Origin of the sequence: Kitasatospora papulosa (assembly GCF_000717245.1) — a bacterium.
GTDB lineage: Bacteria > Actinomycetota > Actinomycetes > Streptomycetales > Streptomycetaceae > Streptomyces > Streptomyces papulosus.
Genome location: NZ_JNYQ01000001.1, coordinates 262,943 through 289,581, shown reverse-complemented (window position 1 = coordinate 289,581; position 26,639 = coordinate 262,943). Strand labels below are relative to the sequence as shown.

22 protein-coding genes and 1 pseudogene are annotated in these 26,639 nt (G+C 71.2%); 18 read left to right on the top strand and 5 right to left on the bottom strand.

Annotated elements, in window-relative coordinates; translation table 11 throughout:
- Window positions 1-24: 24 nt before the first annotated feature.
- Complete coding sequence (locus tag IA22_RS0101255) at window positions 25-2,352, top strand: glycoside hydrolase family 3 N-terminal domain-containing protein (protein ID WP_030122475.1); 2,328 nt, start codon at window positions 25-27, stop codon at window positions 2,350-2,352.
- 22 nt (window positions 2,353-2,374) lie between these two features.
- Here the strand turns inward: IA22_RS0101255 and IA22_RS0101250 are convergent, their stop codons facing one another.
- The gene (locus tag IA22_RS0101250; protein WP_014156146.1) at window positions 2,375-2,716 is read right to left on the bottom strand and encodes a DUF5713 family protein; all 342 of its coding nucleotides are present in this window, start codon (window positions 2,714-2,716) and stop codon (window positions 2,375-2,377) included.
- A 107-nt stretch (window positions 2,717-2,823) separates the two neighbouring features.
- Window positions 2,824-3,261: an Asp23/Gls24 family envelope stress response protein gene (locus IA22_RS0101245; protein ID WP_030122474.1), complete on the bottom strand. Its 438-nt coding sequence runs from the start codon at window positions 3,259-3,261 to the stop codon at window positions 2,824-2,826.
- Window positions 3,262-3,538: 277 nt separating this feature from the next.
- On the opposite strand from IA22_RS0101245, the gene IA22_RS0101240 reads away from it, so the two are divergent.
- From IA22_RS0101240 to IA22_RS0101220, 5 genes are all read left to right on the top strand, one after another.
- The gene (locus IA22_RS0101240) at window positions 3,539-4,696 is read left to right on the top strand and encodes an acyl-CoA dehydrogenase family protein (RefSeq protein ID WP_014156144.1); all 1,158 of its coding nucleotides are present in this window, start codon (window positions 3,539-3,541) and stop codon (window positions 4,694-4,696) included.
- Window positions 4,697-4,717: 21 nt separating this feature from the next.
- A complete protein-coding gene (tesB, locus tag IA22_RS0101235; RefSeq protein WP_015577256.1) occupies window positions 4,718-5,593 on the top strand; it encodes an acyl-CoA thioesterase II in 876 nt (291 codons plus the stop codon).
- A 28-nt stretch (window positions 5,594-5,621) separates the two neighbouring features.
- Window positions 5,622-6,581, top strand: coding sequence for a cation diffusion facilitator family transporter (locus tag IA22_RS0101230; protein WP_030122473.1), 960 nt, complete (start codon window positions 5,622-5,624; stop codon window positions 6,579-6,581).
- A gap of 120 nt (window positions 6,582-6,701) precedes the next feature.
- Complete coding sequence (locus tag IA22_RS0101225; protein WP_030122472.1) at window positions 6,702-7,934, top strand: cytochrome P450 family protein; 1,233 nt, start codon at window positions 6,702-6,704, stop codon at window positions 7,932-7,934.
- 361 nt (window positions 7,935-8,295) lie between these two features.
- On the top strand, window positions 8,296-9,264 hold the full coding sequence (locus IA22_RS0101220) for an AraC-like ligand-binding domain-containing protein (RefSeq protein ID WP_030122471.1): 969 nt from the start codon (window positions 8,296-8,298) through the stop codon (window positions 9,262-9,264).
- A gap of 27 nt (window positions 9,265-9,291) precedes the next feature.
- Here IA22_RS0101220 and IA22_RS0101215 read toward each other — a convergent pair whose 3' ends face one another.
- Window positions 9,292-10,089, bottom strand: a complete 798-nt coding sequence (locus IA22_RS0101215; RefSeq protein ID WP_030122470.1) for a phosphatase — start codon at window positions 10,087-10,089, stop codon at window positions 9,292-9,294.
- Window positions 10,090-10,190: 101 nt separating this feature from the next.
- Complete coding sequence (locus IA22_RS0101210) at window positions 10,191-10,805, bottom strand: SACE_7040 family transcriptional regulator (RefSeq protein ID WP_014156139.1); 615 nt, start codon at window positions 10,803-10,805, stop codon at window positions 10,191-10,193.
- Between the two features lie 110 nt (window positions 10,806-10,915).
- On the opposite strand from IA22_RS0101210, the gene IA22_RS0101205 reads away from it, so the two are divergent.
- The 12 genes and pseudogenes from IA22_RS0101205 (at window position 10,916) to glmS (ending at window position 25,901) form a co-directional block, all read left to right on the top strand.
- Window positions 10,916-12,532 carry a carboxyl transferase domain-containing protein gene (locus tag IA22_RS0101205; RefSeq protein ID WP_014156138.1) on the top strand — a complete coding sequence of 539 codons (1,617 nt, stop codon included), beginning with the start codon at window positions 10,916-10,918 and terminating at the stop codon, window positions 12,530-12,532.
- A gap of 13 nt (window positions 12,533-12,545) precedes the next feature.
- Complete coding sequence (locus IA22_RS0101200; RefSeq protein ID WP_030122469.1) at window positions 12,546-14,594, top strand: ATP-binding protein; 2,049 nt, start codon at window positions 12,546-12,548, stop codon at window positions 14,592-14,594.
- Between the two features lie 17 nt (window positions 14,595-14,611).
- The gene (locus IA22_RS0101195) at window positions 14,612-15,541 is read left to right on the top strand and encodes a hydroxymethylglutaryl-CoA lyase (protein WP_078640055.1); all 930 of its coding nucleotides are present in this window, start codon (window positions 14,612-14,614) and stop codon (window positions 15,539-15,541) included.
- Between the two features lie 7 nt (window positions 15,542-15,548).
- A complete protein-coding gene (locus IA22_RS0101190; protein ID WP_014156135.1) occupies window positions 15,549-16,715 on the top strand; it encodes an acyl-CoA dehydrogenase family protein in 1,167 nt (388 codons plus the stop codon).
- Between the two features lie 208 nt (window positions 16,716-16,923).
- Window positions 16,924-17,952, top strand: a complete 1,029-nt coding sequence (locus IA22_RS0101185) for an ABC transporter substrate-binding protein (RefSeq protein ID WP_030122467.1) — start codon at window positions 16,924-16,926, stop codon at window positions 17,950-17,952.
- Between the two features lie 43 nt (window positions 17,953-17,995).
- A pseudogene (locus IA22_RS34975) lies at window positions 17,996-18,322 on the top strand (siderophore-interacting protein); the annotation flags it as partial.
- Between the two features lie 187 nt (window positions 18,323-18,509).
- Window positions 18,510-19,958 carry a pyridoxal phosphate-dependent decarboxylase family protein gene (locus IA22_RS0101175; RefSeq protein ID WP_015577263.1) on the top strand — a complete coding sequence of 483 codons (1,449 nt, stop codon included), beginning with the start codon at window positions 18,510-18,512 and terminating at the stop codon, window positions 19,956-19,958.
- Window positions 19,942-21,228, top strand: a complete 1,287-nt coding sequence (locus tag IA22_RS0101170) for a lysine N(6)-hydroxylase/L-ornithine N(5)-oxygenase family protein (RefSeq protein ID WP_030122466.1) — start codon at window positions 19,942-19,944, stop codon at window positions 21,226-21,228. The genes IA22_RS0101175 and IA22_RS0101170 overlap by 17 nt, the downstream gene beginning before the upstream one ends.
- On the top strand, window positions 21,225-21,812 hold the full coding sequence (locus tag IA22_RS0101165; protein WP_030122465.1) for a GNAT family N-acetyltransferase: 588 nt from the start codon (window positions 21,225-21,227) through the stop codon (window positions 21,810-21,812). The genes IA22_RS0101170 and IA22_RS0101165 overlap by 4 nt, the downstream gene beginning before the upstream one ends.
- Window positions 21,809-23,590, top strand: a complete 1,782-nt coding sequence (locus IA22_RS0101160; RefSeq protein WP_030122464.1) for an IucA/IucC family protein — start codon at window positions 21,809-21,811, stop codon at window positions 23,588-23,590. The genes IA22_RS0101165 and IA22_RS0101160 overlap by 4 nt, the downstream gene beginning before the upstream one ends.
- A gap of 146 nt (window positions 23,591-23,736) precedes the next feature.
- Complete coding sequence (locus tag IA22_RS0101155) at window positions 23,737-24,012, top strand: hypothetical protein (protein ID WP_014156129.1); 276 nt, start codon at window positions 23,737-23,739, stop codon at window positions 24,010-24,012.
- Window positions 24,013-24,071: 59 nt separating this feature from the next.
- On the top strand, window positions 24,072-25,901 hold the full coding sequence (glmS, locus tag IA22_RS0101150; protein ID WP_014156128.1) for a glutamine--fructose-6-phosphate transaminase (isomerizing): 1,830 nt from the start codon (window positions 24,072-24,074) through the stop codon (window positions 25,899-25,901).
- An 87-nt stretch (window positions 25,902-25,988) separates the two neighbouring features.
- Here the strand turns inward: glmS and IA22_RS0101145 are convergent, their stop codons facing one another.
- Window positions 25,989-26,510 carry a universal stress protein gene (locus IA22_RS0101145; RefSeq protein WP_030122463.1) on the bottom strand — a complete coding sequence of 174 codons (522 nt, stop codon included), beginning with the start codon at window positions 26,508-26,510 and terminating at the stop codon, window positions 25,989-25,991.
- Window positions 26,511-26,639 lie beyond the last annotated feature (129 nt).

Here is a 26,639-nt window from a genome sequence, read left to right as displayed (position 1 = left end):
CCGACCTCCCGAGGTGAACCGTTCATGTCCGAGCCGCTGTTCCGCGATCCGGGGATGCCCGTCGCCCACCGGGTCCGCGACCTGCTGTCACGGATGACGCTCACCGAGAAGGTGGGCCAGGTCAACCAGCGGATGTACGGCTGGGACGCCTACGAGCGCACCGCGTCCGGTCACCGGCTGACGGACGCGTTCCGGGCGGAGGTGGCGGCCGGTGACGGGATGGGCGCGCTGTACGGGCTCCAGCGCGCCGACCCCTGGTCCGGTGTGACGGCGGAGACCGGGATCGGCGCGGCGGACGGGGCGAGGGTGGCCGACGCGGTGCAGCGGCACGTCGTCGGGAGCACCCGGCTCGGGATCCCGGTCCTGCTGGTCGAGGAGATGCCGCACGGGCTGCAGGCGCTGGACGGGACGCTGCTGCCGGTCAATCTGGCGGTCGGCGCCACCTGGGATCCTGAGCTGTACGAGGAGGCGGCCCGTCTCGCGGCGGCCCAGCTCAGGGCGCGCGGCGGCCATGTCGCCCTGGTCTCCGCGCTCGACCTGGTGCGGGATCCTCGCTGGGGCCGCGCGGAGGAGTGCTTCGGCGAGGACCCGTATCTGGCGGCCCGGTTCACCGAGGCGCTGGTGCGCGGGGCGCAGGGTCCGGCCGGGGAGGCCATCGGTCCGGACCGTGCGGCGGTGGTGCTCAAGCACTTCGCCGGGCAGGGGGCGACGGTGGGTGGCCGGAACAGCGCCGCGACCGAGCTGGGCCTGCGGGAGCTGCACGAGATCCACCTGGTGGCGGCGCGGGCGGGGGTACGGGCCGGGGCCGCGGGCCTCATGGCCGCGTACAACGAGTTCGACGGCGTCCCGTGCGCGGCGAACCCTCGGCTGCTGACCGGGATCCTCCGGGAGCGGTGGGGTTTCGAGGGGCTGGTGATGGCCGACGGGCTCGCGGTGGACCGTCTGGTGCGGCTGGCGGGTGATCCGGTGGCGGCGGGGGCGATGGCGCTGCGTGCGGGGACGGACCTGAGCCTGTGGGACGACTGCTACCCCAGGCTCGGGGAGGCGGTCCGGCGGGGACTGGTCGAGGAGGCCGCGCTCGACCGGGCGGTGGGCCGCGTCCTCGCGCTGAAGTTCCGCCTCGGCCTCTTCGAGCGTCCGTACACCGTCGAGCAGGTCCCGGATCCCGGAGGTCTGGAGCGGCTGAGCAAGCGCATGGCCCGGGAGTGCGTCACCCTCCTCGCACACGACGGGGTGACGCTGCCGCTGGCGGGCCTCCCGTCCGTGACCCTCGCGGTCATCGGGCCGAACGCCGATTCCGTACCGCAGCAGATCGGCGACTACACCGCGCCGCAGCGGCCGGGCACGGGCGGCGGTGTGCTCGCCGGTCTCCGTGCCGCGGCGCCGGAGGGCACCGAGGTCACCTACGCCCGGGGCTGCGGCCTCGTCGGCGGGGACCTGTCCGGTCTTCCCGAGGCGGTGGCACTCGCCGCCGGGGCCGACGTGGCGGTGCTGGTCCTCGGCGGTTCGAGCGCCCGTGAGCGGGACACCCGGTTCGACGCCAACGGGGCGGCCGTCGTCCTGGCCGGCAATCCGGTGGAGATGACCTGCGGCGAGGGCGTCGACCTGGCCGAACTGGGTCTGCCGGAGGGGCAGTCGGCGCTGCTGGACGCCGTCTCCGCGACCGGGACCCCGGTCGTCGTGGTGCTGGTCCAGGGCCGGCCGCACGCACTGCCCGACCTCACCGGAAAGGCGGCGGCGGTGCTGAGCGCGTGGTACCCGGGGCCGTGGGGCGGGAGGGCCGTCGCCGACGTACTGTTCGGCGAGGCGGAGCCGCAGGGGCGGCTGCCCGTCTCCGTGCCCCGCTCGGCGGCGCAGCTGCCCGTCTTCTACAACGGGAAGGACCACGGCTACCGGGGGTACGTCGACCAGCCCGCCACCGCACGCCACCCCTTCGGGCACGGGCTGTCCTACACGACGGTGGAGTACGGGGAGCCCCGGCTGTCCCTGGCGGCGGCAGGAGTGGACGCGTTCGCCGGGGACGGGGACGGCTCCCGCGCGCCCGTCAGCTGCGAGGTGCGGGTGTCGAACACCGGCGCCCGCCCGGTGCGGGAGACCGTGCAGCTCTACGTGCGCCGGGTGCGCGGCGGCACCACGTGGCCGCGGACGCGCGAACTGCGGGGCTTCGTCCAGGTGGAGCTGGCACCCGGCGAGAGCACCGAGGTCACGTTCCCCGTGGAGGCGGGCACCCTGGCCTCGTTCACCTACGCCGGTGAATGGGCCGTGGAGCCGGGTGAGTTCGCGATCGGCACAGGCCCGTCGTCGCACCGCACCCGGGAAGCCCGGTTCACGGTGACGGCGACCCGGCCATGACCCGGGCACGAGGCCGCCGCGGTCACCAGTCCCGGGTCGCGATGAGCTCCTCCACGTCCGCCCCGGTGAAGCCGTAGGCCATGGCGATCGCCCAGAAGTCCTCGGCTATCTCCTCACGGGCGACCGTCTCGATGTCGCTGCCCGCCGCCTCGAACTCGGCTTCCAGGGCGTTGAACTCCTCGGTCGCCGCGTGCGTGAGCACGTACAGCGCGGTCAGGTCGGCCGGGCGTTCCGCCTCTATCCGTGCGCAGAGCCGGACCAGCACGGCCTTGCCCCGGTCGACGACGTGGTCCGGGAAGTAGGGGTCCCGGTACAGCCCGTCGAGGAACGCGTACTCCGCCATGCGCCGGTCGCTGATCGTCATGCCCCGCCCTGCCGTCGGTCCGTCGGATCACGCCCGTGCGGTGATCCACGGAACCGATGGTGCACCACGCCACTGACAGTGGGGCGGGTGCCAGGGCGGGGGCGCCGTCACTGCACGCGTGCGGAGGACCGTCCGCTGTCCTCGTCGTCCTCGTCGTCGTCGCCGGGGATGTGGACGTCGAAGACGTTGATGTTGATCTCGACGACCTCCAGGCCCGTCATCGTCTCCACCGCGTCGGTCACATGGGTCCTGACCCTGTCGGCGAGTTCGTGGATCGGAATGCCGTACTCGACCTCGATGTCGACGTCGACCGCGGTCTGCTTCTCCCCCACCTCCACCTTCACGCCGCGTCCTCCGCCGGAGGATCCGCCCACGCGTCCCGCCACCGCGCCTATCGCCTTGGACGCTCCGCGGCCCACCGAGTGCACTCCCTCGGTCTCGCGGATGGCGATTCCGGCGATGGTGGCCACCACGCCGTCCGCGATGGTGGTCCTGCCGCGCGTCTTCTCACCCGAACTCCCGCCCGAGGTCTCGAACTCAGCCATGACTGCCTCACAGTGGATCGGTGCGGCGAGGCTGCTCGCGTCCTCACCGGCTCTCATTTCACTGTGCGCCCGCCCGCCGCCCCTCGCCATCGAGACGTACGCAGCGCTCGCGGCGGCCACGCTCCGCGACCGACCGCCACCGGCGTCCCGCGCGGGAGGCGGGCGTGCTGCGCATCACCCTGGACAGCCGCCGTGACCGCCGGGTAACTTTTGACCAGGACTGAGCAAGCGCTTAGCCACTGCGACCGAAGCCGAAGCTGACACCAGGAGGCACCCCGTGCGCCGTACGGTTTACAACGAGGACCACGAGGCGTTCCGGGAGACCATCCGCGCCTTCATCGAGGCCGAGGTCGTCCCCGTCTACGACGAGTGGTTCGCGGCGGGCCAGGCGCCTCGCGACTTCTACTACAAGCTCGCCGAGCTGGGCATCTTCGGCATCGAGGTGCCCGAGGAGTACGGCGGCGCCGGCGAGGAGTCCTTCAAGTTCGAGGCGGTCCTGTACGAGGAGACCGCCCGCGCGGGCATCTCCTTCGGCGGCTCCGGCGTGCACGTCCTGCTCTGCCTGCCGTACCTCAAGGCGTACGCCACCGAGGAGCAGAAGAAGCGCTGGCTGCCGGACTTCGTCTCGGGCAAGTCCATGTACGCGATAGCCATGACCGAGCCGGGCACCGGCTCGGACCTGGCCGGCATGAAGACGACCGCCAAGCTCTCCGAGGACGGCACGCACTACGTCCTCAACGGCGCCAAGACCTTCATCACCGGTGGCGTACACGCCGACAAGGTCATCGTCTGCGCCCGCACGGACGCCCCCAAGGCCGACGACCGCCGCCACGGCATCTCGCTCCTGGTGGTCGACACCAAGTCCGAGGGCTACTCGGTCGGCCGCAAGCTCGACAAGCTGGGCCTCAAGGTCTCCGACACCGCCGAACTGGCCTTCGTGGACGTCAAGGTGCCCGTCGACGACCTGCTGGGCGAGGAGAACAAGGGCTTCTCCTACCTCGGCCAGAACCTCCCCCAGGAGCGCCTGGGCATCGCCGTCGGCGCGTACGCGCAGGCGAAGGCCGCCGTGCGGTTCGCCCAGCAGTACACGCAGGACCGCACCGTGTTCGGCAAGACCGTCGCGTCCTTCCAGAACACCAAGTTCGAACTGGCCGCCTGCAAGGCCGAGGTCGACGCGGCCGAGGCCGTCTGCGACCGCGCGATCGAGGCCCTGGACGCCGGCGAGCTCACCCCCGCCGAGGCCGCGTCGGCGAAGCTGTTCTGCACCGAGGTCGCGCACCGCGTGATCGACCGCTGCCTCCAGCTGCACGGTGGCTACGGCTTCATGAACGAGTACCCGATCGCCCGCCTGTACACGGACAACCGGGTCAACCGCATCTACGGCGGCACCAGCGAGGTCATGAAGTCGATCATCGCCAAGTCCATGGGTCTCTGAGAGCGGCTACGTTTCTCCTCCATGAGCGCAGCACTTGAATCCCTGCTCGATCTGCTCGACCTCGAGCGGATCGAGCAGGACATCTTCCGGGGCACGAGCCGCTCGGCGGTCGTGCCCCGCGTCTTCGGCGGCCAGGTCGCGGCACAGGCCCTGGTGGCCGCCGGACGCACGGTTCCCGAGGACCGGGGCGCCCACTCCCTGCACGCGTACTTCCTGCGCCCCGGGGACCCGGGCGCGCCGATCGTCTACAGCGTGGACCGGATCCGGGACGGGCGGTCCTTCACCACCCGCCGGGTGGTCGCCGTCCAGCACGGGAAGCCGATCTTCCACCTCTCGGCGTCGTTCCAGGCCCACGAGGAGGGCATGGACCACCAGGCGGTCATGCCCTCGGCGCCGGACCCGGAGACGCTGCCGACGGCGGCGGAGCTGCTGCCCCGCCACGCGCACCGCTTCAGCGACCCGCGCATCGTGGACCGGTTGCTGGAGGCCCGGGCGGCCGTCGACCTGCGGTACGTCGACGCGCCGCCGTTCGCCACGGCCGGCGAACCCCGCGAGCCGCGCTCCCAGGTCTGGTTCCGGACCAACGGCAAGCTGGCGGACGATCCGCTGCTGCACGTCTGCATGGCGACGTACGTCTCCGACATGACGCTGCTCGACTCCGTGCTGCTCGCCCACGGGCGCGGCGGCTGGGCGGTCGGCGACGTGGTGGGCGCCAGCCTCGACCACGCGATGTGGTTCCACCGGCCCTTCCGGGCCGACGAGTGGCTGCTCTACGACCAGGAGTCGCCGTCCGCGTCCGGCGGGCGTGGTCTCGGGCAGGCCCGGATCTGGACGGCGGACGGCAAGCTGGCCATCACGGTCATCCAGGAGGGCCTGGTCCGCGTCCCGAGGGACTGAGGCCGCATATTCGGACATACTGCCCACCATGGGTGACGAGCAGACCGAGGGCGGCGAGTCCACGTCCACCGTCGTCGTCGCGGCGGCCGCCAATCTCGGTATCGCGGCGGCGAAGCTGGTGGCAGGCCTGATCAGCAGTTCGAGCGCGATGCTGTCGGAGGCCGCGCACTCGGTCGCCGACACCGTCACCGAGCTGATGCTCCTCACCGCGCTGAAGCGCAGCGAGAAGCCGCCCGACGAGGACCACCCGCTCGGCTACGGCCCCGAGAGGTACGTCTGGGCGATGCTCGCCGCCGTCGCCACGTTCGTCGGGGGCGCGGTGTTCTCCCTGTACGACGGCATCCACACCCTGCTGAAGGGTGAGGAGCTGGGCGATCCGCTCGTGTCGTACATCGTGCTCGCGGTGGCGTTCCTGCTGGAGGGCTTCTCGCTGCGCACGGGGGTACGACAGGTGCGCGGGGAGGCCGCGCGGCTCCGGATGCCCGCCCCGCGCTATCTGCGCCGGACCCCCGACACCGCGGTCAAGGCCGTGGTGATGGAGGACTCGGCGGCCCTGGCGGGGCTGCTGCTGGCGGCCGGCGGTCTGCTCGGCGGGCAGCTGTCCGGTTCCGCGGTGTGGGACGGCGTCGCCTCGGTCCTCATCGGCCTCCTGCTGGTGTACGTGGCGTGGGTGCTGTGCCGGTCCAACGCCCAGCTGCTGATCGGCCGGCCGTTCCCGCCGGACATGCGGGCCGGGGTGCGTGAGGAGCTGCTGTCCGTGCCGCACGTCGTCGAGGTGCTGGAGCTGACCACGCTGATCCAGGGCCCCGCGGAGCTGCTGGTCGCCGCGAAGGTCGACTTCCGGGACGCGTCGACGGCCGCACAGATCGAATGGGCGTGCGAGGAGGCGGAGCAGCAGCTGCGGGAGCGCTACCCGTCGATCCAGCGGGTGTACCTGGACCCGACGCCGGGGCGCGCACAGCGGACGGCGGCGGGCCGGGGCGGCTGATCCGGGCGCGGGCGGTCCGGGCGTGCGCGGGACTGCGAAGGTGCCACGAGAGGCGGGGTCCGCGCCCGCCGCGAGGGGTAGAACCGTGGCGATCTCTTTCCCTACCGAGGAGAACCGTCCGTGCCCCAGCATCCCGCCCCCATCGTCCTCGACCCGGCAGCCCGCGACGCGGACGCCGAGCACGAGCTCTTACGCGCCCAGGGTCCCGCCGCACGCATCGACATCCTCGGGGTGGAGGCGTGGTCGGTGAGCGACCCGGTTCTGCTCAAGCAACTGCTGACCAGCCCTGAGGTGTCCAAGGACGGACGCCGGCACTGGCCCGGTTTCGACGAGGCCGTCCGGACGTGGCCGCTGGCCCTGTGGGTCGCCGCCACGAACATGTTCACCGCCTACGGGGGCGACCACCGCCGTCTGCGGCGCACCGTCGCGCCCGCGTTCAGCGCGCGGCGCGTCGCGGCCATGAGGCCGACCGTCGAAGGCATCGTGGAACAGCTCCTGGACGCCCTGGAGGCCACCCCCGACGGTGAAGTCGCCGATCTGCGCGACCGGTTGGCCTATCCGCTGCCCATCGCGGTCATCGGCCGGCTGCTGGGCGTCCCCGACGACCGGGGCAACGAGTTCCGCTCCCTGGTCAACGACGTCTTCTCGACCACGCTCACCCCCGAGGAGGCCGCGGCCAACACCGAGCAGCTGTACGCCATGCTCGACGCGCTCATCGCCTCCAAGCGTGCCGACCCGGGTGAGGACATGGCGTCCGTGCTGATCGCGCTGGGCGAGGAGGACGCCGACGGCCGGGGCCTCGCCGAGGAGGAGCTGCGCGACACGCTCCTCCTGATGATCAACGCCGGTTACGAGACGACCGTGAACCTGATCGACCAGGCCGTGACGCGCCTGCTCACGGACCCGGAGCAGCTCGCCCATGTCCGTGAGGGCCGTGCGTCGTGGACGGACGTGGTGGAGGAGACGCTGCGTCACTCCCCGCCGGTGAAGCACCTTCCGCTGCGGTTCGCCGTGACCGACATCGAGCTGCCGGACGGGCGGACCATCGCGAAGGGTGAGGCGATCCTCGCCTCCTACGCCGCGGCCAACCGCCATCCCGGCTGGCACCGGGACCCGCACGCCTTCGACGTCACCCGGATCACGAAGGAGCACCTGGCCTTCGGTCACGGGATCCACTTCTGCCTGGGCGCGGCGCTGGCCAGGATGGAGGCGGAGATCGCGCTGGAGGCCTTCTTCGACCGTTTCCCCGATGCCGCGCTCGCCCCCGGGGAAGGGGACACGGGGCCGGTGGCCTCGCTTATCAGCAACGGCCACCGCTCCGTCCCCGTACGCCTGCGCCCGCGACGGGGCTGACCGTCGCGGGTCCCGACGCGGCTGCGCTCCACACCCCCGTGACCGGTGGAGCGGAGCCGCGTCGTGAGCTGCACCCCGCCCCCGCCGGGGGCAGCCACGACCGCCGCGGTCCGGACCCCTCCGGTCCGGTCGCGGCCTGCCCGACAGACCTTAGGGCGGACAGGGGGTGCGCACTGTGTCAGCCGTGCACGGAACTGTGTCGCTCGCGCGCGCTCGACGGGACGGTCGCACCACCGCCCGTCGTCGGCGTGTGTCCGGCCGAGCACGGTGTACCGGCCCGGGGATCCCCCGGCAGCGTTGCGCGGGGCGGCGGAACCCTGTCATCCTGCTGCCCGGATCGTGCGCGTCCAGGGGGTGGATCATGAGCCAGGTCCTGGACACCGCGGACATCCCGGCCCGGGACCGTGAGGAGACGATCCGGCACGCGGTGTGGGAATCCCTCGTGCGGATCGACATCGACCACCACCTGCCGCCCGACGACCTCGCGGCTCACATCGGGCTGGACACCGCGGGCCCTCTGGGGATCTGCTCGGCACGGGCGACCTCGATGACCATACGGCGGACCCCTCGCCTGGCACGGGAGGACGAGGAACCGGCCGTCTTCCTGGGTCTGCAGGTGTCGGGCACCAGCATGGTGGTGCAGAACGGCCGTCAGGCCCTGCTGAGGCCGGGGGACCTCGCGCTCTACGACACGGTCTCCCCCTACACGCTCCTGTTCGACGAGGGGGTGGACCATCACTTCGTCCGATTCCCCCGCTCCTCGCTCGCGCTGCCCGAGCGGGCCCTCCGGGACGTCACCGCGGTCACCCTCGGTCCCGGCAATCCCGTGGCAGGCCTCGCCTCCACGTACTTCTCCCAGCTGGTCGTCAGCGCGGGGCTGCGCAGCGGTCCGCACGCGGACGCCGTCGCGGAACCCAGCATCGAACTCGTGCGTGCCGTCGTGGCGACCCAGCTCGGAAGCCAGGACCTGGCCAGGGCGCCCATGGAGGCCACGCTGAGCCTGCGGATCAGGCGGTACATGCGGGCGCACCTGGCCGACAGCGACCTGTCCGCCGCGCGGATCGCCGCCGCGCACGACATCTCGGTGCGTCACCTCTACACCGTGCTGGCCCGGTCGGGCATCTCCCTCGGGGACTGGATCCGCTCGCACCGCCTCGAGGAGTGCAAGCGGGAACTGGCCGGCCCCCAGGGGCGGTCCCGGACCATAGCGGCGGTCGGGCGGAGCTGGGGTTTCGTGGACGCGACCCACTTCAGCAAGGTCTTCAGGAAGGCCTACGGCGTTTCGCCCCGGGACTGGCGCGAGGAGAACCGCCCCCGCTCCCCGCGGTGAACCGGCGGCCGCGGCGGTGAACCGGCGTCAGGCCCGTTCGACGGAGGGGAGCAGCCCGGCCGCGTCCAGCAGGTAGTCGGTCATCGGGTCGTAGTAGCGCGGGTCGGCGACGTGGTCGTCCAAGGGCACGGTGACCTGGAGGGTGCCCTCCGCCTCGCCCAGGAAGAGTGCGGGATCGTTGCAGTCCGCGTAGCCGATCGAGTCGATGCCGCGCTGCCCGGCGCAGCCGGCCCAGCCGTGGTCGGCCACGACCAGGTCGGGGCGCGGCCGGCCCTCGCGCTCCAGGCCGTCGAGGATGGCGGCCATCGGGACCGGCGAGTGCGTGTGCCAGAGGGTCGCGCCACGCTCCAGGACGGCCACGTCGGCGAACTGGAAGACCATGCCCTCGTCCGCCATCACGCCGCCCGGGATCCGTACGATCTCGCATCCGGCCTCCCGCAGGGCGTTCGCGGTCTGCCGGTGCACGTCGAGCAGCCCGCCGGGGTGACCGGTCGCGAGCAGCACCCGCTCCCCGGCCGCGGCCGCCTTGCGGAGCCGCGCCGCCATCCGGTCGAGGGCGTCGACCGTCAGCTCCGGGTCGATGGTGTCCTGCCCCTGGCGGTGCTCGGGGTCGTCGTTGACCCCGCACCTCTCGGCCATCACGGCCAGCACGTCCTGCTCGTCGCGCCAGCGGTCGCCGAGCTCCAGCCCCAGCCAGAAGTGGCGGTTGCCGTTGGCGAGCTGGCGGTAGTGGGAGAGGTTGTTGTCGCGGGGGGTGGCGACGTCGCCCGCGATGCGGGTGCGGACGAGGTGCTCGACGAGGGCAGCGCGGCTGGGTATCGGCATGCACCCATTGTGCCGTCGGGGACGCGGTGTGTGCCCGGTGTCCCGACGGGCGGGATCGGCGTGCCCCCGTCCGGGTGACGGCGGGGGTGTGCGGACACCGCCTACGAGGACGCCGCCTCGAAGGCGCCGCGCGCGAGGCGGTGCAGCAGGGCGGCGGTGGCCGTGCGGTCAGGAAGGGCCTCGGGGCGGGTCAGGTGGGGGGTGGAGTTCAGCAGGCCGAACACCGCGTGGACGGTGACCCTGGCCTCGTTCTCCGCGAGCGCCGGGTAGAGGGCGCGTACGACGTCGACCCAGACCTCGACGTACTGCCGCTGGAGCTGGCGTACGCGCTTGCGGTCGGTGTCGCGCAGGCGGTCCAGCTCGCGGTCGTGGAGGGTGATCAGCGGGCGGTCGTCCAGCGCGAAGTCGATGTGGCCCTCGATGAGGGCGTCCAGGAGGGCGTCCGGGGAGCCGCCGCGGGAGGCGCCGTCCTCGCTGACACGCAGCCTGCCGCCGGCCAGCAGGCGCTCGCTGATGCCGACGAGCAGCTCGGCGAGCATCGCGTCCTTGCCGGGGAAGTGGCGGTAGAGGCCGGGGCCGCTGATACCCACCGCGGCCCCTATCTCGTCGACCCCGACACCGTGGAAGCCGCGCTCGGCGAAGAGGCGGGCCGCCTCCCTGAGGATCTGCTCGCGGCGGGTGGGAGCCGCGACACGGGCGGCGGCATGGGTGCTCATGAGGATTCATTCTAGACAGGCGGGTTAGCGCTCGTTAACCTGAGCAGCGTTCGTTAACGTTCATTAACTCTCATCGGACTACTGCGGTACGGGCAAGGGGGCTCGACAGGATGCAGCAGGCACCGGTCCTGGTGAGCGCGGCAGATCCCGCCTCGGAGGCCTGGCAGGCCAACGAGGCGGCGCATCACGCGCTCGCCGAGGAGCTGCGCACGCGGCTCGCCACGGCACGGCTCGGCGGGGGTGAGAAGGCCCGCGCCCGGCATGTGGCCCGCGGCAAGCTGCTGCCCCGGGAGCGGGTGGACACGCTGCTCGATCCGGGCTCGCCCTTCCTGGAGCTGGCGCCTCTCGCGGCCGAGGGGCTGTACGGCGGAGCGGCCCCGGCGGCCGGGGTGATCGCCGGGATCGGGCGGGTCAGTGGCCGCGAGTGCGTGATCGTCGCCAACGACGCGACCGTCAAGGGCGGCACGTACTACCCGATGACGGTGAAGAAGCACCTGCGCGCGCAGGAGGTGGCCCTGGAGAACCGGCTGCCGTGCGTCTACCTGGTGGACTCGGGGGGCGCGTTCCTCCCGATGCAGGACGAGGTGTTCCCCGACCGGGAGCACTTCGGCCGGATCTTCTACAACCAGGCCCGGATGTCCGGGGCCGGCATCCCGCAGATCGCGGCGGTGCTGGGCTCGTGCACGGCGGGCGGGGCGTACGTCCCGGCCATGAGCGACGAGGCGGTCATCGTCCGGAACCAGGGCACGATCTTCCTGGGCGGGCCACCGCTCGTGAAGGCGGCCACCGGTGAGGTCGTGACGGCGGAGGAGCTGGGCGGCGGCGAGGTGCACGCGCGCACGTCCGGGGTCACCGACCATCTCGCCGAGGACGACGCCCACGCGCTGCGGATCGTGCGGAACATCGTCGCGACCCTCCCGGAGCGCGGTCCGCTCCCCTGGTCGGTGGAGCCCGCCGAGGAGCCGAAGGCCGATCCGGCCGGGCTGTACGGCGCGGTGCCCGTCGACTCGCGTACGCCCTACGACGTGCGGGAGGTCATCGCCCGGGTGGTGGACGGCTCGCGCTTCCAGGAGTTCAAGGCGGAGTACGGCCAGACGCTGATCACCGGCTTCGCCCGCATCCACGGCCACCCCGTCGGCATCGTGGCCAACAACGGGATCCTGTTCTCGGAGTCCGCCCAGAAGGGCGCCCACTTCATCGAGCTGTGCGACCAGCGCGGCATCCCCCTGGTGTTCCTCCAGAACATCTCCGGCTTCATGGTCGGCCGGGACTACGAGGCCGGGGGCATCGCCAAGCACGGCGCCAAGATGGTGACGGCCGTGGCGTGCACGCGGGTGCCGAAGCTGACGGTCGTCGTCGGCGGGTCGTACGGCGCGGGGAACTACTCCATGTGCGGCCGGGCCTACTCGCCGCGGTTCCTGTGGATGTGGCCGAACGCCAAGATCTCGGTGATGGGCGGCGAGCAGGCCGCGTCCGTGCTGGCCACCGTCAAGCGGGACCAGATCGAGGGCCGTGGCGAGGAGTGGCCGGCCGAGGACGAGGAGGCCTTCAAGGATCCGGTCCGCGCGCAGTACGAGCAGCAGGGCAACGCCTACTACGCCACCGCCCGGCTCTGGGACGACGGTGTGATCGACCCGACGGAGACCCGGCAGGTGCTGGGGCTCGCCCTGACCGCGTGTGCCAACGCCCCGCTGGGTGAGCCCAGTTTCGGCGTCTTCCGGATGTGATGTGAGGACTTCCATGTTCAGCACTGTTCTGGTCGCCAACCGTGGCGAGATCGCGGTCCGGGTCATCCGGACGCTGCGCGAGCTCGGAGTGCGGTCGGTCGCCGTCTTCAGCGACGCCGACGCGGACGCCCGGCACGTCCGGGAGGCGGACACGGCGGTACGCATCGGGCCCGCGCCCGCCGCGGAGAGCTACCTGTCGGTGGAGCGGCTGCTGGACGCCGCCCGCCGCACGGGCGCCGAGGCCGTCCACCCGGGATACGGCTTCCTCGCCGAGAACGCGGGCTTCGCGCGGGCCTGCGCGGAGGCGGGGCTGGTCTTCATCGGCCCGCCCGCTCCGGCGATCTCGCTGATGGGCGACAAGATCCGCGCCAAGGAGACCGTCGCCGCGGCCGGCGTCCCGGTGGTGCCCGGCTCCTCCGGGAGCGGGCTCAGCGACGCCCGGCTGGGCGCCGCGGCGCGGGAGATCGGGATGCCCGTCCTCCTGAAGCCGTCGGCGGGCGGCGGCGGGAAGGGCATGCGGCTGGTGCGCGAGGAGGCGCTGCTGGCCGACGAGATCGCTGCGGCCCGGCGCGAGGCGCGTGCCTCCTTCGGCGACGACACGCTCCTCGTGGAGCGGTGGATCGACCGGCCGCGCCACATCGAGATCCAGGTCCTGGCCGACGGACACGGCAACGTGGTCCACCTCGGCGAGCGCGAGTGCTCCCTGCAGCGCCGCCACCAGAAGATCATCGAGGAGGCTCCCTCGGTCCTGCTCGACGAGGAGACCCGGGCCGCGATGGGCGAGGCGGCCGTGCAGGCGGCGCGGTCCTGCGGCTACGTCGGGGCGGGGACGGTCGAGTTCATCGTCCCGGGCAACGACCCCTCCTCGTACTACTTCATGGAGATGAACACCCGCCTCCAGGTCGAGCACCCGGTCACCGAGCTGATCACCGGCCTCGACCTGGTGGAGTGGCAGCTGCGGGTCGCCTCCGGTGTCCGGCTGCCGTACGCGCAGGCCGACATCACCCTCACCGGGCACGCCGTGGAGGCCCGGGTCTGCGCGGAGGACCCGGCTCGCGGCTTCCTCCCGTCCGGAGGCACGGTGCTCGCCCTGCACGAGCCGCAGGGCGGCGGGCTGCGGACGGACTCGGGGCTCAGCGAGGGCGTGCCGGTCGGGAGCACCTACGACCCGATGCTCTCGAAGGTCATCGCGTACGGCCCGGACCGGCCGACGGCGCTGCGCCGGCTGCGTGCGGCGCTCGCGGACACCGTGGTGCTGGGCGTTCCGACGAACGCGGGCTTCCTGCGGCGGCTGCTGGCCCATCCGGCGGTGGCCGCGGGCGATCTGGACACCGGTCTCGTGGAGCGCGAGGCGGACGGCCTGGTGCCGGACGGGGTGCCGGAGGAGGTGTACGCGGTGGCGGCGCTGCTGCGGCAGCCGTCCCCCGAGCCCGCGTCCGGCTGGGTGGACCCGTTCTCGGTGCCGAGCGGCTGGCGCCTGGGCGGTACCCCCGCGGAGACCTTCCACCACTTCCGTGTGCCGGGCCACGACCCGGTGCGCGTGGGACTGCGTACGGCGACGGCGGGATCGGCCTCGCTGACGTTCGGTCACGCCGGGGACCGGGAGGAGCCGGTGGACGCGTGCGGGCCGGTTCCGTCGCTGCCCGGCGCGGAGAGGGCCCGGCTCGTGGAGGCGGCCGGGGCGCGCGTCGTGATCGAACTCGACGGTCTGACGCACACGTTCAGCCGGGCGTCGTCCCCGGAGGGGGTCTGGCTCGGACGGGACGGCGACACTTGGCACGTCCAGGACCACGACCCGGTCGAGGCGTCCCTCGGCGGCGCGGGCCGTTCCGGCGCGGACACGCTCGCCGCGCCCATGCCCGGGACCGTCACGGTGGTGAAGGTGGCCGTCGGGGACGAGGTCGCGGCCGGGCAGAGCCTGCTGGTCGTCGAGGCGATGAAGATGGAGCACGTCATCTCCGCCCCGCACGCCGGGACGGTCACCGAGCTGGACGTCAGCGCCGGTGCCACGGTCTCCATGGACCAGATCCTGGCCGTGGTGGCCCCGAGGGAGGAATCGTGACCGACACCGGACTGCCCATGACGGTGCCCGCGCGGGGGCTCCCGGACCGGGTCCGTATCCACGAGGTCGGCGCCCGCGACGGACTGCAGAACGAGAAGTCCGTCGTGCCCACCGAGGTGAAGGCGGAGTTCGTCCGCCGGCTCGCGGAGGCGGGGCTCTCCACGATCGAGGCGACCAGCTTCGTGCACCCGAAGTGGGTGCCCCAACTGGCCGACGCGGAGCAGCTGTTCCCGATGCTGGGCGAGATCGCCGATGTCGGGGACGTGGCACTCCCCGTCCTCGTGCCGAACGAACACGGCCTGGACCGGGCGCTCGCGCTCGGTGCCCGCCGGATCGCCGTGTTCGGCTCGGCCACGGAGACGTTCGCCGCGCGCAACCTCAACCGCACGGTGGACGGGTCCCTCGCGATGTTCGAGCCGGTGGTGGCCCGGGCCAAGGACGCCGGGGTGCACGTGCGCGGCTATCTGTCGATGTGCTTCGGCGATCCGTGGGAGGGCGCGGTTCCCGTCCCGCAGGTCGTCCGGGTCGCGAAGGCACTGATGGACCTCGGCTGCGACGAGCTCTCCCTCGGCGACACGATCGGCGTCGCCACCCCGGGCCATGTGCGGGAACTGCTCTCCGGGCTGAACGACGCGGGTGTGGCCACCGGCACCGTCGGGGTGCACTTCCACGACACGTACGGTCAGGCGCTCTCCAACACCCTGGCCGCGCTCCAGCACGGGGTGACGACGGTGGACGCCTCCGCGGGCGGCCTCGGCGGCTGCCCGTACGCGAAGAGTGCGACCGGCAATCTCGCCACCGAGGATCTCGTGTGGATGCTCGACGGCCTCGGTGTCCACACCGGGGTCGATCTCGGCGTACTCACCGCCACAAGCGTGTGGATGGCCGAACAACTGGGCCGTCCGAGCCCGTCCCGTACCGTCCGCGCGCTGTCCCACAAGGAGTGAAGCACCCATGTCCCTTGACCACCGGCTGACCGCCGAGCACGAGGAACTGCGTCGCACCGTCGAGGAGTTCGCACACGATGTGATCGCCCCGAAGATCGGCGACTTCTACGAACGCCACGAGTTCCCCTACGAGATCGTGCGGGAGATGGGCCGGATGGGCCTGTTCGGCCTGCCGTTCCCGGAGGAGTACGGCGGCATGGGCGGCGACTACCTCGCCCTCGGGATCGCCCTGGAGGAGCTGGCCCGGGTCGACTCGTCCGTCGCGATCACCCTGGAGGCCGGTGTCTCGCTCGGCGCCATGCCCGTCTTCCGGTTCGGCACGGAGGAGCAGAAGCGGCAGTGGCTGCCGAAGCTCTGCGCGGGAGAGGCGCTGGGCGCGTTCGGGCTGACGGAACCGGACGGCGGCTCGGACGCGGGCGGCACACGGACGACGGCCGTCCTGGACGAGGCCGCCGGAGAGTGGGTGATCAACGGTTCCAAGTGCTTCATCACCAACTCCGGTACGGACATCACGGAACTGGTGACGGTGACGGCGGTCACCGGCCGCAAGGAGAACGGCGCCCCGCGCATCTCCGCGATCATCGTCCCGTCCGGCACCCCCGGCTTCACGGTGGCCGCCCCGTACTCCAAGGTCGGCTGGAACGCCTCGGACACCCGTGAGCTGTCCTTCTCCGACGTCCGCGTCCCGGCGGCGAACCTGCTCGGCGAGGAGGGCCGCGGATACGCGCAGTTCCTGCGGATCCTGGACGAGGGCCGGATCGCCATCTCGGCACTGTCGACGGGCCTGGCGCAGGGCTGTGTCGACGAGTCGCTGAAGTACGCGAAGGAACGGCACGCCTTCGGGAAGCCGATCGGCGCCAACCAGGCCATCCAGTTCAAGATCGCGGACATGGAGACCCGGGCGCACATGGCCCGGATCGGCTGGCGTGACGCGGCCTCACGGCTCGTCGCGGGTGAGCCGTTCAAGAAGGAGGCGGCCATCGCCAAGCTGTACTCGTCGACGGTGGCGGTGGACAACGCACGGGACGCGACACAGATCCACGGCGGGTACGGCTTCATGAACGAGTACCCGGTGGCCCGGATGTGGCGCGACTCCAAGATCCTGGAGATCGGCGAGGGCACGAGCGAGGTGCAGCGGATGCTGATCGCCCGGGAGCTGGGCATGGACGCCTGACGCACGGACCCGCGCCCTCAGCCGGCCTGCGGCTGACCGGGCATCTCACGAGCCTCCGTCCCCGGCCGGGGAGGGAGGCTCGCGCGTGCGTGGGCAACGGAACAGCCGCTCCCCCTTGCCCCCCTCGCCCGCCATATGTGAGGTTAGGCTAGCCTTCCCTCAAATCGTCAGCGGGCGCCCTGCGGCGCGTACGAAAGCAGACACACTCATGACCGTCCTCCGGACCAGCTCACTCTCCCGCCGCGGCCTGCTGGCCGTCGGTGGCGCCGTCGGTCTCGGTGCCGTCCTCGCGGCATGCGGCGACAGCGACGAGAAGGGCTCCACCTCGGGTTCGGGTGCGGAGAAATCCGGCCCCTGGTCCTTCAAGGACGACCGCGGGCAGACGGCCGAGGCCGAGTCCACGCCGAAGAACATCGTCGCGTTCATCGGTGTCGCCGCCGCGCTCCACGACTACGGCGTCGAGGTGAAGGGCGTCTTCGGCCCGACGAAGACGACGGACGGCAAGGCCGACGTACAGGCCGGCGACCTCGACATCAGCAAGGTCGAGGTACTCGGCAACGTCTGGGGCGAGTTCAACGTCGAGAAGTACGCGGGGCTCGCGCCGGAACTCCTCGTCACCGCCATGTGGGAGAAGGACGCCCTCTGGTACGTGCCGGAGCAGTCCAAGGACAAGATCCTCGAGCTGGCCCCGAGCGTCGCCCTGTGGGCCGCGCAGACCACCGTCCCGAAGGCGATCCAGCGCCACGAGGACCTCGCCGCCTCCCTCGGCGCCGACGTCAAGGCCAAGAAGGTCACCGACGCCAAGGCCGCCTTCGAGAAGGCCGCGGCCCGCCTGCGCGCCGCCGCCAAGTCCCAGCCGAACATCAAGGTCCTGGTGGGCTCGGCCAGCCAGGACCTGTTCTACGTCTCGCTCGCCAAGACGTCCGCGGACACCCTGTACTTCCAGGAGCTCGGCGTGCAGTTCGTCGAGCCGAAGGTCAACGAGGCCGGCTTCTTCGAGGAGCTGAGCTGGGAGAACGTCGACAAGTACGACGCGGACATCATCATGATGGACAACCGCTCCTCGGCCCTGCAGCCCGACGCCCTGACCTCCAAGCCGACCTGGGCGAAGCTGCCCGCCGTGAAGGCCGGTCAGGTCATCCCGCGCACGACGGAGCCCATCTACTCCTACGACAAGTGCGCTCCGATCCTCGACGCCCTCGCCGAAGCCATCGAGAAGGCCAAGAAGGTCGGCTGACCCCCGGGTCCGGCCCGGAGCGTCTCCGGGCCGGACCGAGGCCGCCGTACCGGGGCAGCGGCTCACCGTCCTGGGCCCCACCGGCGAGACGCACATCGGTGTCCGCTTCCAGCCGCCGCGGGACACCGGCCACGTCCTGATCTGCGCCGACGAGACGGCGCTGCCCGCCGCGTCGTCGGCACTGGAGTGGCTGCCGGCCGGCACCAGGGCCCGCGCCCGGCTGAAGGTTCCGCACACCCCGGACCGCCTGGACATCCGCACCGAGGCAGACGTACGGATCACCTGGCTGGTGCGGAAGGAAGGCGCCCCCTCCGCCGTGGACGCCGTGCGCGCCGAGGAACTGCCCGACGGCACCCCGTACGTATGGATCGAGCAGGCGGCGCGGGCCGCCGCGTAACACCCCTGCGTGTCTTGTGGGGTTCCTGTGACGGACCCCCAGGGGGACGAGGGCGCGAGAATCGTTAGGTTAGGCTTACCTAACTTAATCGTCGCACCCTCGTCCCCCTTCCTTCTGCCCGGAGGGCCGCGACGACGTCCCCACCCGGGAGGCCCCCCTCATGCGTTCCCACCTGCTCAACCGCACGACGGCGGAGGACTACCGTCGCTCCGTCACCGCGGGAGTCGAACAGGTCGCGGCCCGATTCGCCTCCGTCGAGCGCCCGTTCAGCGGGATGGACGCCGACGGGCTCGGCCCCGTCATCGACGCCATCGATCTGGACCGTCCGCTCGGCGACACCGCCGCCGCGCTGGACGAGCTCGGCGAGGTCTATCTCCGCGACGCCGTGTACTTCCACCACCCCCGCTACCTCGCGCACCTCAACTGCCCCGTGGTCATCCCCGCGGTGGTCGGCGAGGCGGTGCTCTCCGCCGTCAACTCCTCGCTGGACACCTGGGACCAGAGCGCCGGCGGCACGCTGATCGAGCGCCGGCTGATCGACTGGACGGCGGACCGCATCGGTCTCGGGCCGGCCGCGGACGGCGTCTTCACCAGCGGCGGCACACAGTCCAACCTGCACGCGCTGCTGCTGGCACGCGAGGAGGCGAAGCTCCGTCCGGAGGAGTTCGGCAGACTGCGTATCCTGACCTCCGAGTGCAGCCACTTCAGCGTCCAGAAGTCGGCCAAACTCCTCGGCCTCGGCCCGGACGCCGTCGTGTCCGTCCCCGTGGACCGCGATAAACGCATGCAGACCGTCGCGCTGGCCGCGGCCCTCGAACGCTGCGCGGCCGAGGGCGCCGTGCCGATGGCCGTCGTCGCCACCGCCGGAACCACGGACTTCGGCTCCATCGACCCGCTGCCCGAGATCGCCGCGCTCTGCGACCGTCACGCCACGTGGATGCACGTCGACGCCGCCTACGGCTGCGGTCTGCTCGCCTCTCCCACCCGGCGGGAGCTGCTCGACGGCATCGATCGCGCCGACTCCGTCACCGTGGACTACCACAAGTCCTTCTTCCAGCCGGTGAGTTCGTCCGCCGTGCTGGTCCGCGACCGGTCCACGCTGCGTCATGCGACCTACCACGCCGAATACCTCAACCCGGAGCGGACCGTCCGGGAACGCATCCCCAACCAGGTGGACAAGTCGCTGCAGACCACGCGCAGGTTCGACGCGCTCAAGCTGTGGATGACGCTGCGCACCATGGGCGCGGACGGTGTCGGGCAGCTTTTCGACGAGGTGTGTGACCTGGCCGCCGAGGGCTGGCGGCTGCTGGCCGCCGACCCGCGCTACGACGTCGTGGTGGAGCCGCGGCTGTCCACCCTGGTCTTCCGCTACGTCCCGGACCGCGTCCGGACGTCCGCCGACGTCGACCGGGCCAATCTGTACGCCCGCAAGGCCCTGTTCGCCTCGGGTGAGGCCGTGGTGGCGGGCACGAAGGTCGGCGGCGGCCAGTACCTGAAGTTCACCCTGCTCAACCCCGAGACGACCACGGCCGACATCGCCGCCGTCCTCGATCTGATCGCCGGCCACGCCGAGCAGTACCTGGGAGAGTCCCTTGACCGCGCTTGCTGATCCCCGCACCGCCCCGTACGACTTCATCGGGATCGGCCTCGGCCCGTTCAACCTGGGACTGGCCTGCCTGACCGAGCCGATCGAGAAGCTTAGCGGGCTGTTCCTGGAGTCCAAGCCGGACTTCGAGTGGCACTCGGGGATGTTCCTGGAAGGGGCCCATCTCCAGACCCCGTTCATGTCGGACCTGGTCACGATGGCCGACCCGACCTCCCCCTACTCCTTCCTGAACTACCTGAAGGCGCGGGGCAGGCTCTACTCGTTCTACATCCGGGAGAACTTCTACCCGCTGCGCATCGAGTACAACGACTACTGCCGGTGGGCGGCGGCCGAACTGAGCAGTATCCGTTTCAACCAAACCGCACAGTCGGTTACGTACGACGAGGGCGACGGCCTGTACACCGTCCGCACCGCCGACAGCGCGTTCCGCGCCCGCCACCTGGTCCTGGGAACCGGCACCCCGCCGTACGTCCCGGAGGCCTGCCAGGGGCTGGGCGGCGACTTCCTGCACAACTCGCGCTACCTGCGGGAGAAGGCGAACATCCAGGCCAAGGAGTCCATCACCCTGGTGGGCAGCGGGCAGAGCGCGGCGGAGATCTACCACGACCTGCTGTCCGACATCGACGCGCACGGGTACCGGCTGAACTGGGTGACGCGCTCGCCCCGCTTCTTCCCGCTGGAGTACACCAAGCTCACCCTGGAGATGACCTCACCGGAGTACGTGGACTACTTCCACGCCCTGCCCGAGGACACCCGCTACCGGCTGGAGTCCGGCCAGAAGAGCCTCTTCAAGGGCATCGACGGCGAGCTGATCGACGCCATCTTCGACCTGCTCTACCAGAAGAGCCTGCACGGCCCCGTTGCCACCCGGCTGCTCACCAACTCCGCGCTGCGGAGCGCGAGTCACGACGCGTCGACGGGGACGTACACCCTGGGACTGCGCCAGGAGGAACAGGGCAGGGACTACGAGCTGCACAGTGAGGGCCTCGTCCTCGCCACCGGGTACCGGTACACCGAACCGGCCTTCCTGGAGCCCGTCAAGGACCGGATCCGGTACGACTCCCGGGGCCGTTTCGACGTGGCCCGCAACTACAGCATCGACACCACCGGGCGCGGGATCTTCCTGCAGAACGCCGGGGTGCACACCCACTCGATCACCTCGCCCGACCTGGGCATGGGTGCCTACCGCAACGCGTACATCATCGGCGAGCTGCTCGGCCGCGAGTACTACCCGGTCGAGAAGTCCGTCGCGTTCCAGGAGTTCGCCGCATGACCCGCACGCGACGGACCGGGGCCTTCTCCGTCCGCCCCATGGATCCCTCTCCCGGCAGGAGGGGCGACGGGAAGGACGGCAGGTCCGACTCGGAACTGGTCCACGAGTGGGTCACCCACCCCAGGTCGGCCTTCTGGATGATGGGCGACGCCCGGCTGGAGGACATCGAGCGGGAGTACACGGCGATAGCCGCCCACCCCCACCACGACGCCTTCATCGGCCTGCACGAGGGCCGGCCGGCCTTCCTCATGGAGCGCTACGACCCCACCGAGGTCGAGCTCGAGGGGCTGTACGAGGCGGAGCCCGGAGACATCGGGATGCACTTCCTGGTCGCCCCGCCCGAGACCCCCGTGCACGGCTTCACCCTGGCCGTGATCACCACCGTCATGGAGACGCTGTTCGCCGACCCGGGGGTGCGCCGGGTCGTCGTCGAACCGGACGTCACCAACCACGCGGTGCAGGCACTGAACAAGGCAGTCGGCTTCGAGGTGATCCGGGAGATCACCAAGCCGGAGAAGCAGGCCCTGCTCAGCGCCTGCACCCGTGAGCAGTTCGAGGCCGCGACCACTGGAGCAGAACGATGACCACCCACCCCGCGTCCACCGCGGTCGACCACCTGACGCCCGAGCGCTGGGCCGTCGCCAACCGGCAGCTGATCCGCAAGGCGCTGGCCGAGTTCTCCCACGAGCGGCTGCTGGACCCCGCCCCGCTGGACGACGGCCGTCACGTCGTGCGCAGCGACGACGGGACCGTCGAGTACCGCTTCGCCGCCCGCCGCTTCGCTCTGGACCACTGGCAGGTCGACGCCGGGTCGATCACGCGCCACCGGCACGGCTCGGAGCTGGCGCTGGACGCCCTGGACTTCTTCGTCGAGTTCCGTGCCACGCTGGGTCTGTCGGCGGAGATCCTGCCGGTGTACCTGGAGGAGATCTCCTCCACCCTGGCCGGAACCGCGTACAAGCTGACCAAGGAACCGACCACCTCCGCCCAGCTCGCCGTGGCCGGTTTCCAGGCCGTCGAGACAGGGATGACCGAGGGTCACCCCTGCTTTGTCGCCAACAACGGCCGGCTCGGCTTCGGAGTGGGCGAATACCGCGCCTACGCCCCCGAGGCCGCGACCGGAATCCGGCTGCTCTGGCTGGCGGCCCGCCGTGATCGCGCCACCTTCACGGCGGGGGCCGGGCTGGACTACCCCACCCTTGTCGCCGAAGAGCTCGGCGAGGAGACCCTCGGCAGGTTCGCCGGGACGATGAAGGACCTCGGGCTCGACCTCGACGACTACCTGCTCATCCCGGTCCACCCCTGGCAGTGGTGGAACAAGCTCGCCGTCACCTTCGCCGGAGAGATCGCGCAGCAGCACCTGGTCTGCCTGGGCGAGGGCGACGACTCCTACCTGGCCCAGCAGTCGATCCGGACCTTCTTCAACGCCGACCACCCCGGGAAGCACTACGTCAAGACGGCCCTGTCCGTGCTGAACATGGGCTTCATGCGCGGGCTCTCCGCCGCGTACATGGAGGCGACCCCCGCGATCAACGACTGGCTGGCGGGCCTGGTCGAGCGGGACGAGCTGCTGCGCGGGGCCGGGTTCTCGATCATCCGGGAGCGGGCCGCGATCGGCTACCGCCACCAGGTCTACGAGAAGGCGACCGCCAAGGGCTCCCCGTACCTGAAGATGCTCGCCGCCCTGTGGCGGGAGAGCCCGGTCCCCTCCCTGACCGGGGGCGAGCGCCTCGCCACCATGGCCTCCCTGCTGCACACCGACGCCGGGGGCCACTCGGTCGCGGGCGCCCTGATCGCCGAGTCGGGACTGGACCCGGCCGACTGGCTGCGCCGCTACCTGGACGCCTACCTGGTGCCGGTGCTGCACTGCTTCTACGCGTACGACCTGGTGTTCATGCCGCACGGCGAGAACGTCATCCTGGTCGTCGAGGACGGTGTCGTACGCCGGACGGTCTTCAAGGACATCGCCGAGGAGATCGCCGTCATGGACCCGGAGGCGGTGCTGCCGCCCCAGGTCGAGCGGATCCGCGCCGACGTCCCCGAGGACATGAAGCTGCTCTCGGTGCTCACCGACGTCTTCGACTGCTTCTTCCGCTTCCTGGCCGCCGGCCTGGCCACCGAGGGGGTCCTCGACGAGGAGGGCTTCTGGCGCACGGTCGCCGCGTGCGTCCGGGGTTACCAGGAGTCGGTGCCGTACCTCTCGGACAAGTTCGAGCAGTACGACATGTTCACGGAGGACTTCGCGCTGTCCTGCCTGAACCGGCTGCAGCTGCGGAACAACCGGCAGATGGTCGATCTGGAGGATCCGGCGGGCGCGCTCCAGCTGACCGGCAGGCTGCGGAACCCGATCGCGGGGTACTGAGCGGGCGTCCGGCCCCGTCCTCCGCGGGCGGGGCCGGACGAGAATCTTCTCCGCATTCCAGACATTCGATCCCCCTTGAATGAGATCCTTGCCCGATTTCGGGCAGATTTCTTGCGTAAAGGCATCGCTCCACGCAATATCGACGAGTGCTCGAACGCCGCCCCACGCATGACGACCTCATCGACCACCTCGTACGCTCCACCGCGCTCCAGCGCGGAGAGGCGGCCAGGGTGATCCTCGACGTGCTGGCGTACTTCGACGAGACGACCGAGGACTTCGTGCGCCGCCGCCACCGCGAACTGCAGGCCGGCGGCCTGGTGAACACGGAGATCTTCGAGCGGGTCGCGGCCGAACTGCCGCACCGCGCGGTGGCGCCGCAGGAGCTCTCGCTCCGCCAGCTGCGCCGCATCGTCTACGGCTGAGCGATCGGCGGCGGGCCGGGCACCGAACTTTTGTACGTCGATGGAGGGGCAGAGAATCCATGTGCGGGATCGTCGGATACATCGGGAAGCGTGACGTGGCTCCGCTGCTGCTGGAAGGCCTGCAGCGGCTGGAGTACCGGGGATACGACTCCGCGGGCCTGGTCATCACGGGCAAGGCCGCGGCGGGCAAGCCCGGCACCCTGAAGATGGTCAAGGCCAAGGGCCGGGTCCGTGAGCTGGAGTCCCGCGTGCCCAAGCGGTTCGCCGGCACCACGGGCATCGCCCACACCCGCTGGGCCACCCACGGCGCCCCGAGCGACGAGAACGCCCACCCGCACCTGGACGCCGAGGGCAAGGTCGCGGTCGTCCACAACGGCATCATCGACAACGCCTCCGAGATCCGGGCCAAGCTGATCGCCGACGGCGTCGAGTTCCTCTCCGAGACGGACACCGAGGTGCTGGTCCACCTGGTCTCCCGCTCGCAGGCGCTCACCCTGGAGGAGAAGGTCCGCGACGCGCTGAAGTCGGTCGAGGGCACGTACGGCGTCGCCGTCCTGCACGCGGACTTCAACGACCGCATCGTCGTCGCCCGCAACGGCTCCCCCGTCGTGCTGGGCATCGGCGAGAAGGAGATGTTCGTCGCCTCCGACGTCGCCGCCCTGGTCGCCCACACGCGCCAGATCGTCACGCTCGACGACGGCGAGATGGCCACCCTCAAGGCCGACGACTTCCGCACCTACACCACCGAGGGCTCGACCACGACGGCCACGCCCACGACCGTGGAGTGGGAGGCCGAGTCGTACGACATGGGCGGCCACGACACGTACATGCACAAGGAGATCTCGGAGCAGGCCGACGCCGTGGACCGCGTGCTGCGCGGCCGCATCGACGACCGCTTCTCCACCGTGCACCTGGGCGGCCTGAACCTGGACGCGCGTGAGGCCCGCGGGGTCCGCCGCATCAAGATCCTGGGCTGCGGCACGTCGTACCACGCGGGCATGATCGGCGCCGGGCTCATCGAGGAGCTCGCCCGCATCCCCGCGGACGCGGAGCCCGCGTCCGAGTTCCGCTACCGCAACCCGGTCGTGGACCCCGACACCCTGTACGTCGCCGTCTCCCAGTCCGGCGAGACCTACGACGTGCTGGCGGCGGTCCAGGAGCTCAAGCGCAAGGGCGCCCGCGTCCTGGGCGTCGTGAACGTCGTGGGCTCGGCGATCGCCCGTGAGGCGGACGGCGGCATGTACGTCCACGCCGGCCCGGAGGTCTGCGTCGTCTCGACGAAGTGCTTCACCAACACCGTCGTCGCCTTCGCGCTGCTCGCCCTGCACCTGGGCCGGATCCGCGACCTGTCGGTGTCCGACGGCAAGCGGATCATCGAGGGCCTGCGCAAGCTGCCCGAGCAGATCGGCCAGATCCTCGAGTCCGAGGACGAGATCAAGAAGCTGGCCGAGGAGTACGCGGGCGCCCAGTCGATGATGTTCATCGGCCGCGTCCGGGGCTACCCCGTCGCGCTGGAGGCCTCCCTGAAGCTCAAGGAGATCTCCTACATCCACGCCGAGGCCTACCCGGCCTCCGAGCTCAAGCACGGCCCGCTCGCCCTCATCGAGCCCGCGCTCCCCACCGTCGCGATCGTCCCGGACGACGACCTGCTGGAGAAGAACCGCGCGGCGCTGGAGGAGATCAAGGCCCGCAGCGGCCGCATCCTCGCCGTCGCCCACCGCGAGCAGGAGAAGGCCGACCACACCATCGTCGTCCCCAAGAACGAGAACGAGCTGGACCCGATCCTGATGGGCATCCCGCTGCAGCTGCTCGCCTACCACACGGCGCTCGCCATGGGCCGTGACATCGACAAGCCGCGCAACCTGGCGAAGTCCGTCACCGTCGAGTAGGCGGGCGGCGGAGCGGCGGACCTCCGTCCGTCACCGCCCGACGGCACCTGAAAGGCCCCTGACGCTCCGTCAGGGGCCTTTCGGCGCTCAGGGGATGACGATGACCGGGCGCTGCGCCCGACGCGCCAGACGGCCGGCCACGGATCCGAAGATCCGGCCCACGATGCCGTGCGTGGACCCGACGACGATCGCGTCGGCCGAGTACTCCCGGCCGACCTCCTCCAGCTCGTGGCAGATGTCCCCGCCGCGCTCCACGAGCACCCAGGGGACCTCGGTGAGATAGTCCGCGCAGGCCAGCTCCAGACCGAGCACCTCGGTGCGGTGGTCGGGCACGTCGACGAAAACGGGCGGCTCGCAGCCGGCCCAGACGGTGGTGGGCAGCCGATTGGCGACATGGACGATGATCAGTCCGGAGCTGTGCCGGTGGGCCATTCCGATGGCGTACGCGAGGGCACGCTCGCTGGACATGGAGCCGTCGAAGCCGACCACGACGCCATGCCGGAAGGCGGGATCGCAGGAAGGGCGCGACTCTGCGACCGTCTGCGGTTCCGACCCGGGGTCGGCTACCTGCTTGCGGTCTGCGGGTTCAGGGATTTCGTGACCGGCCATCGGTGTCTCGGCGAAGAGAGTCCTCGTGAGGAGAGCGGTTTGGAGGTGTACCTGCGAGCGGTGAAGCTGTGTCCGGGAAACATCTTCCCAACCCCCTACCCCCAAGGGTACGGCGCCACTCCTCCACTG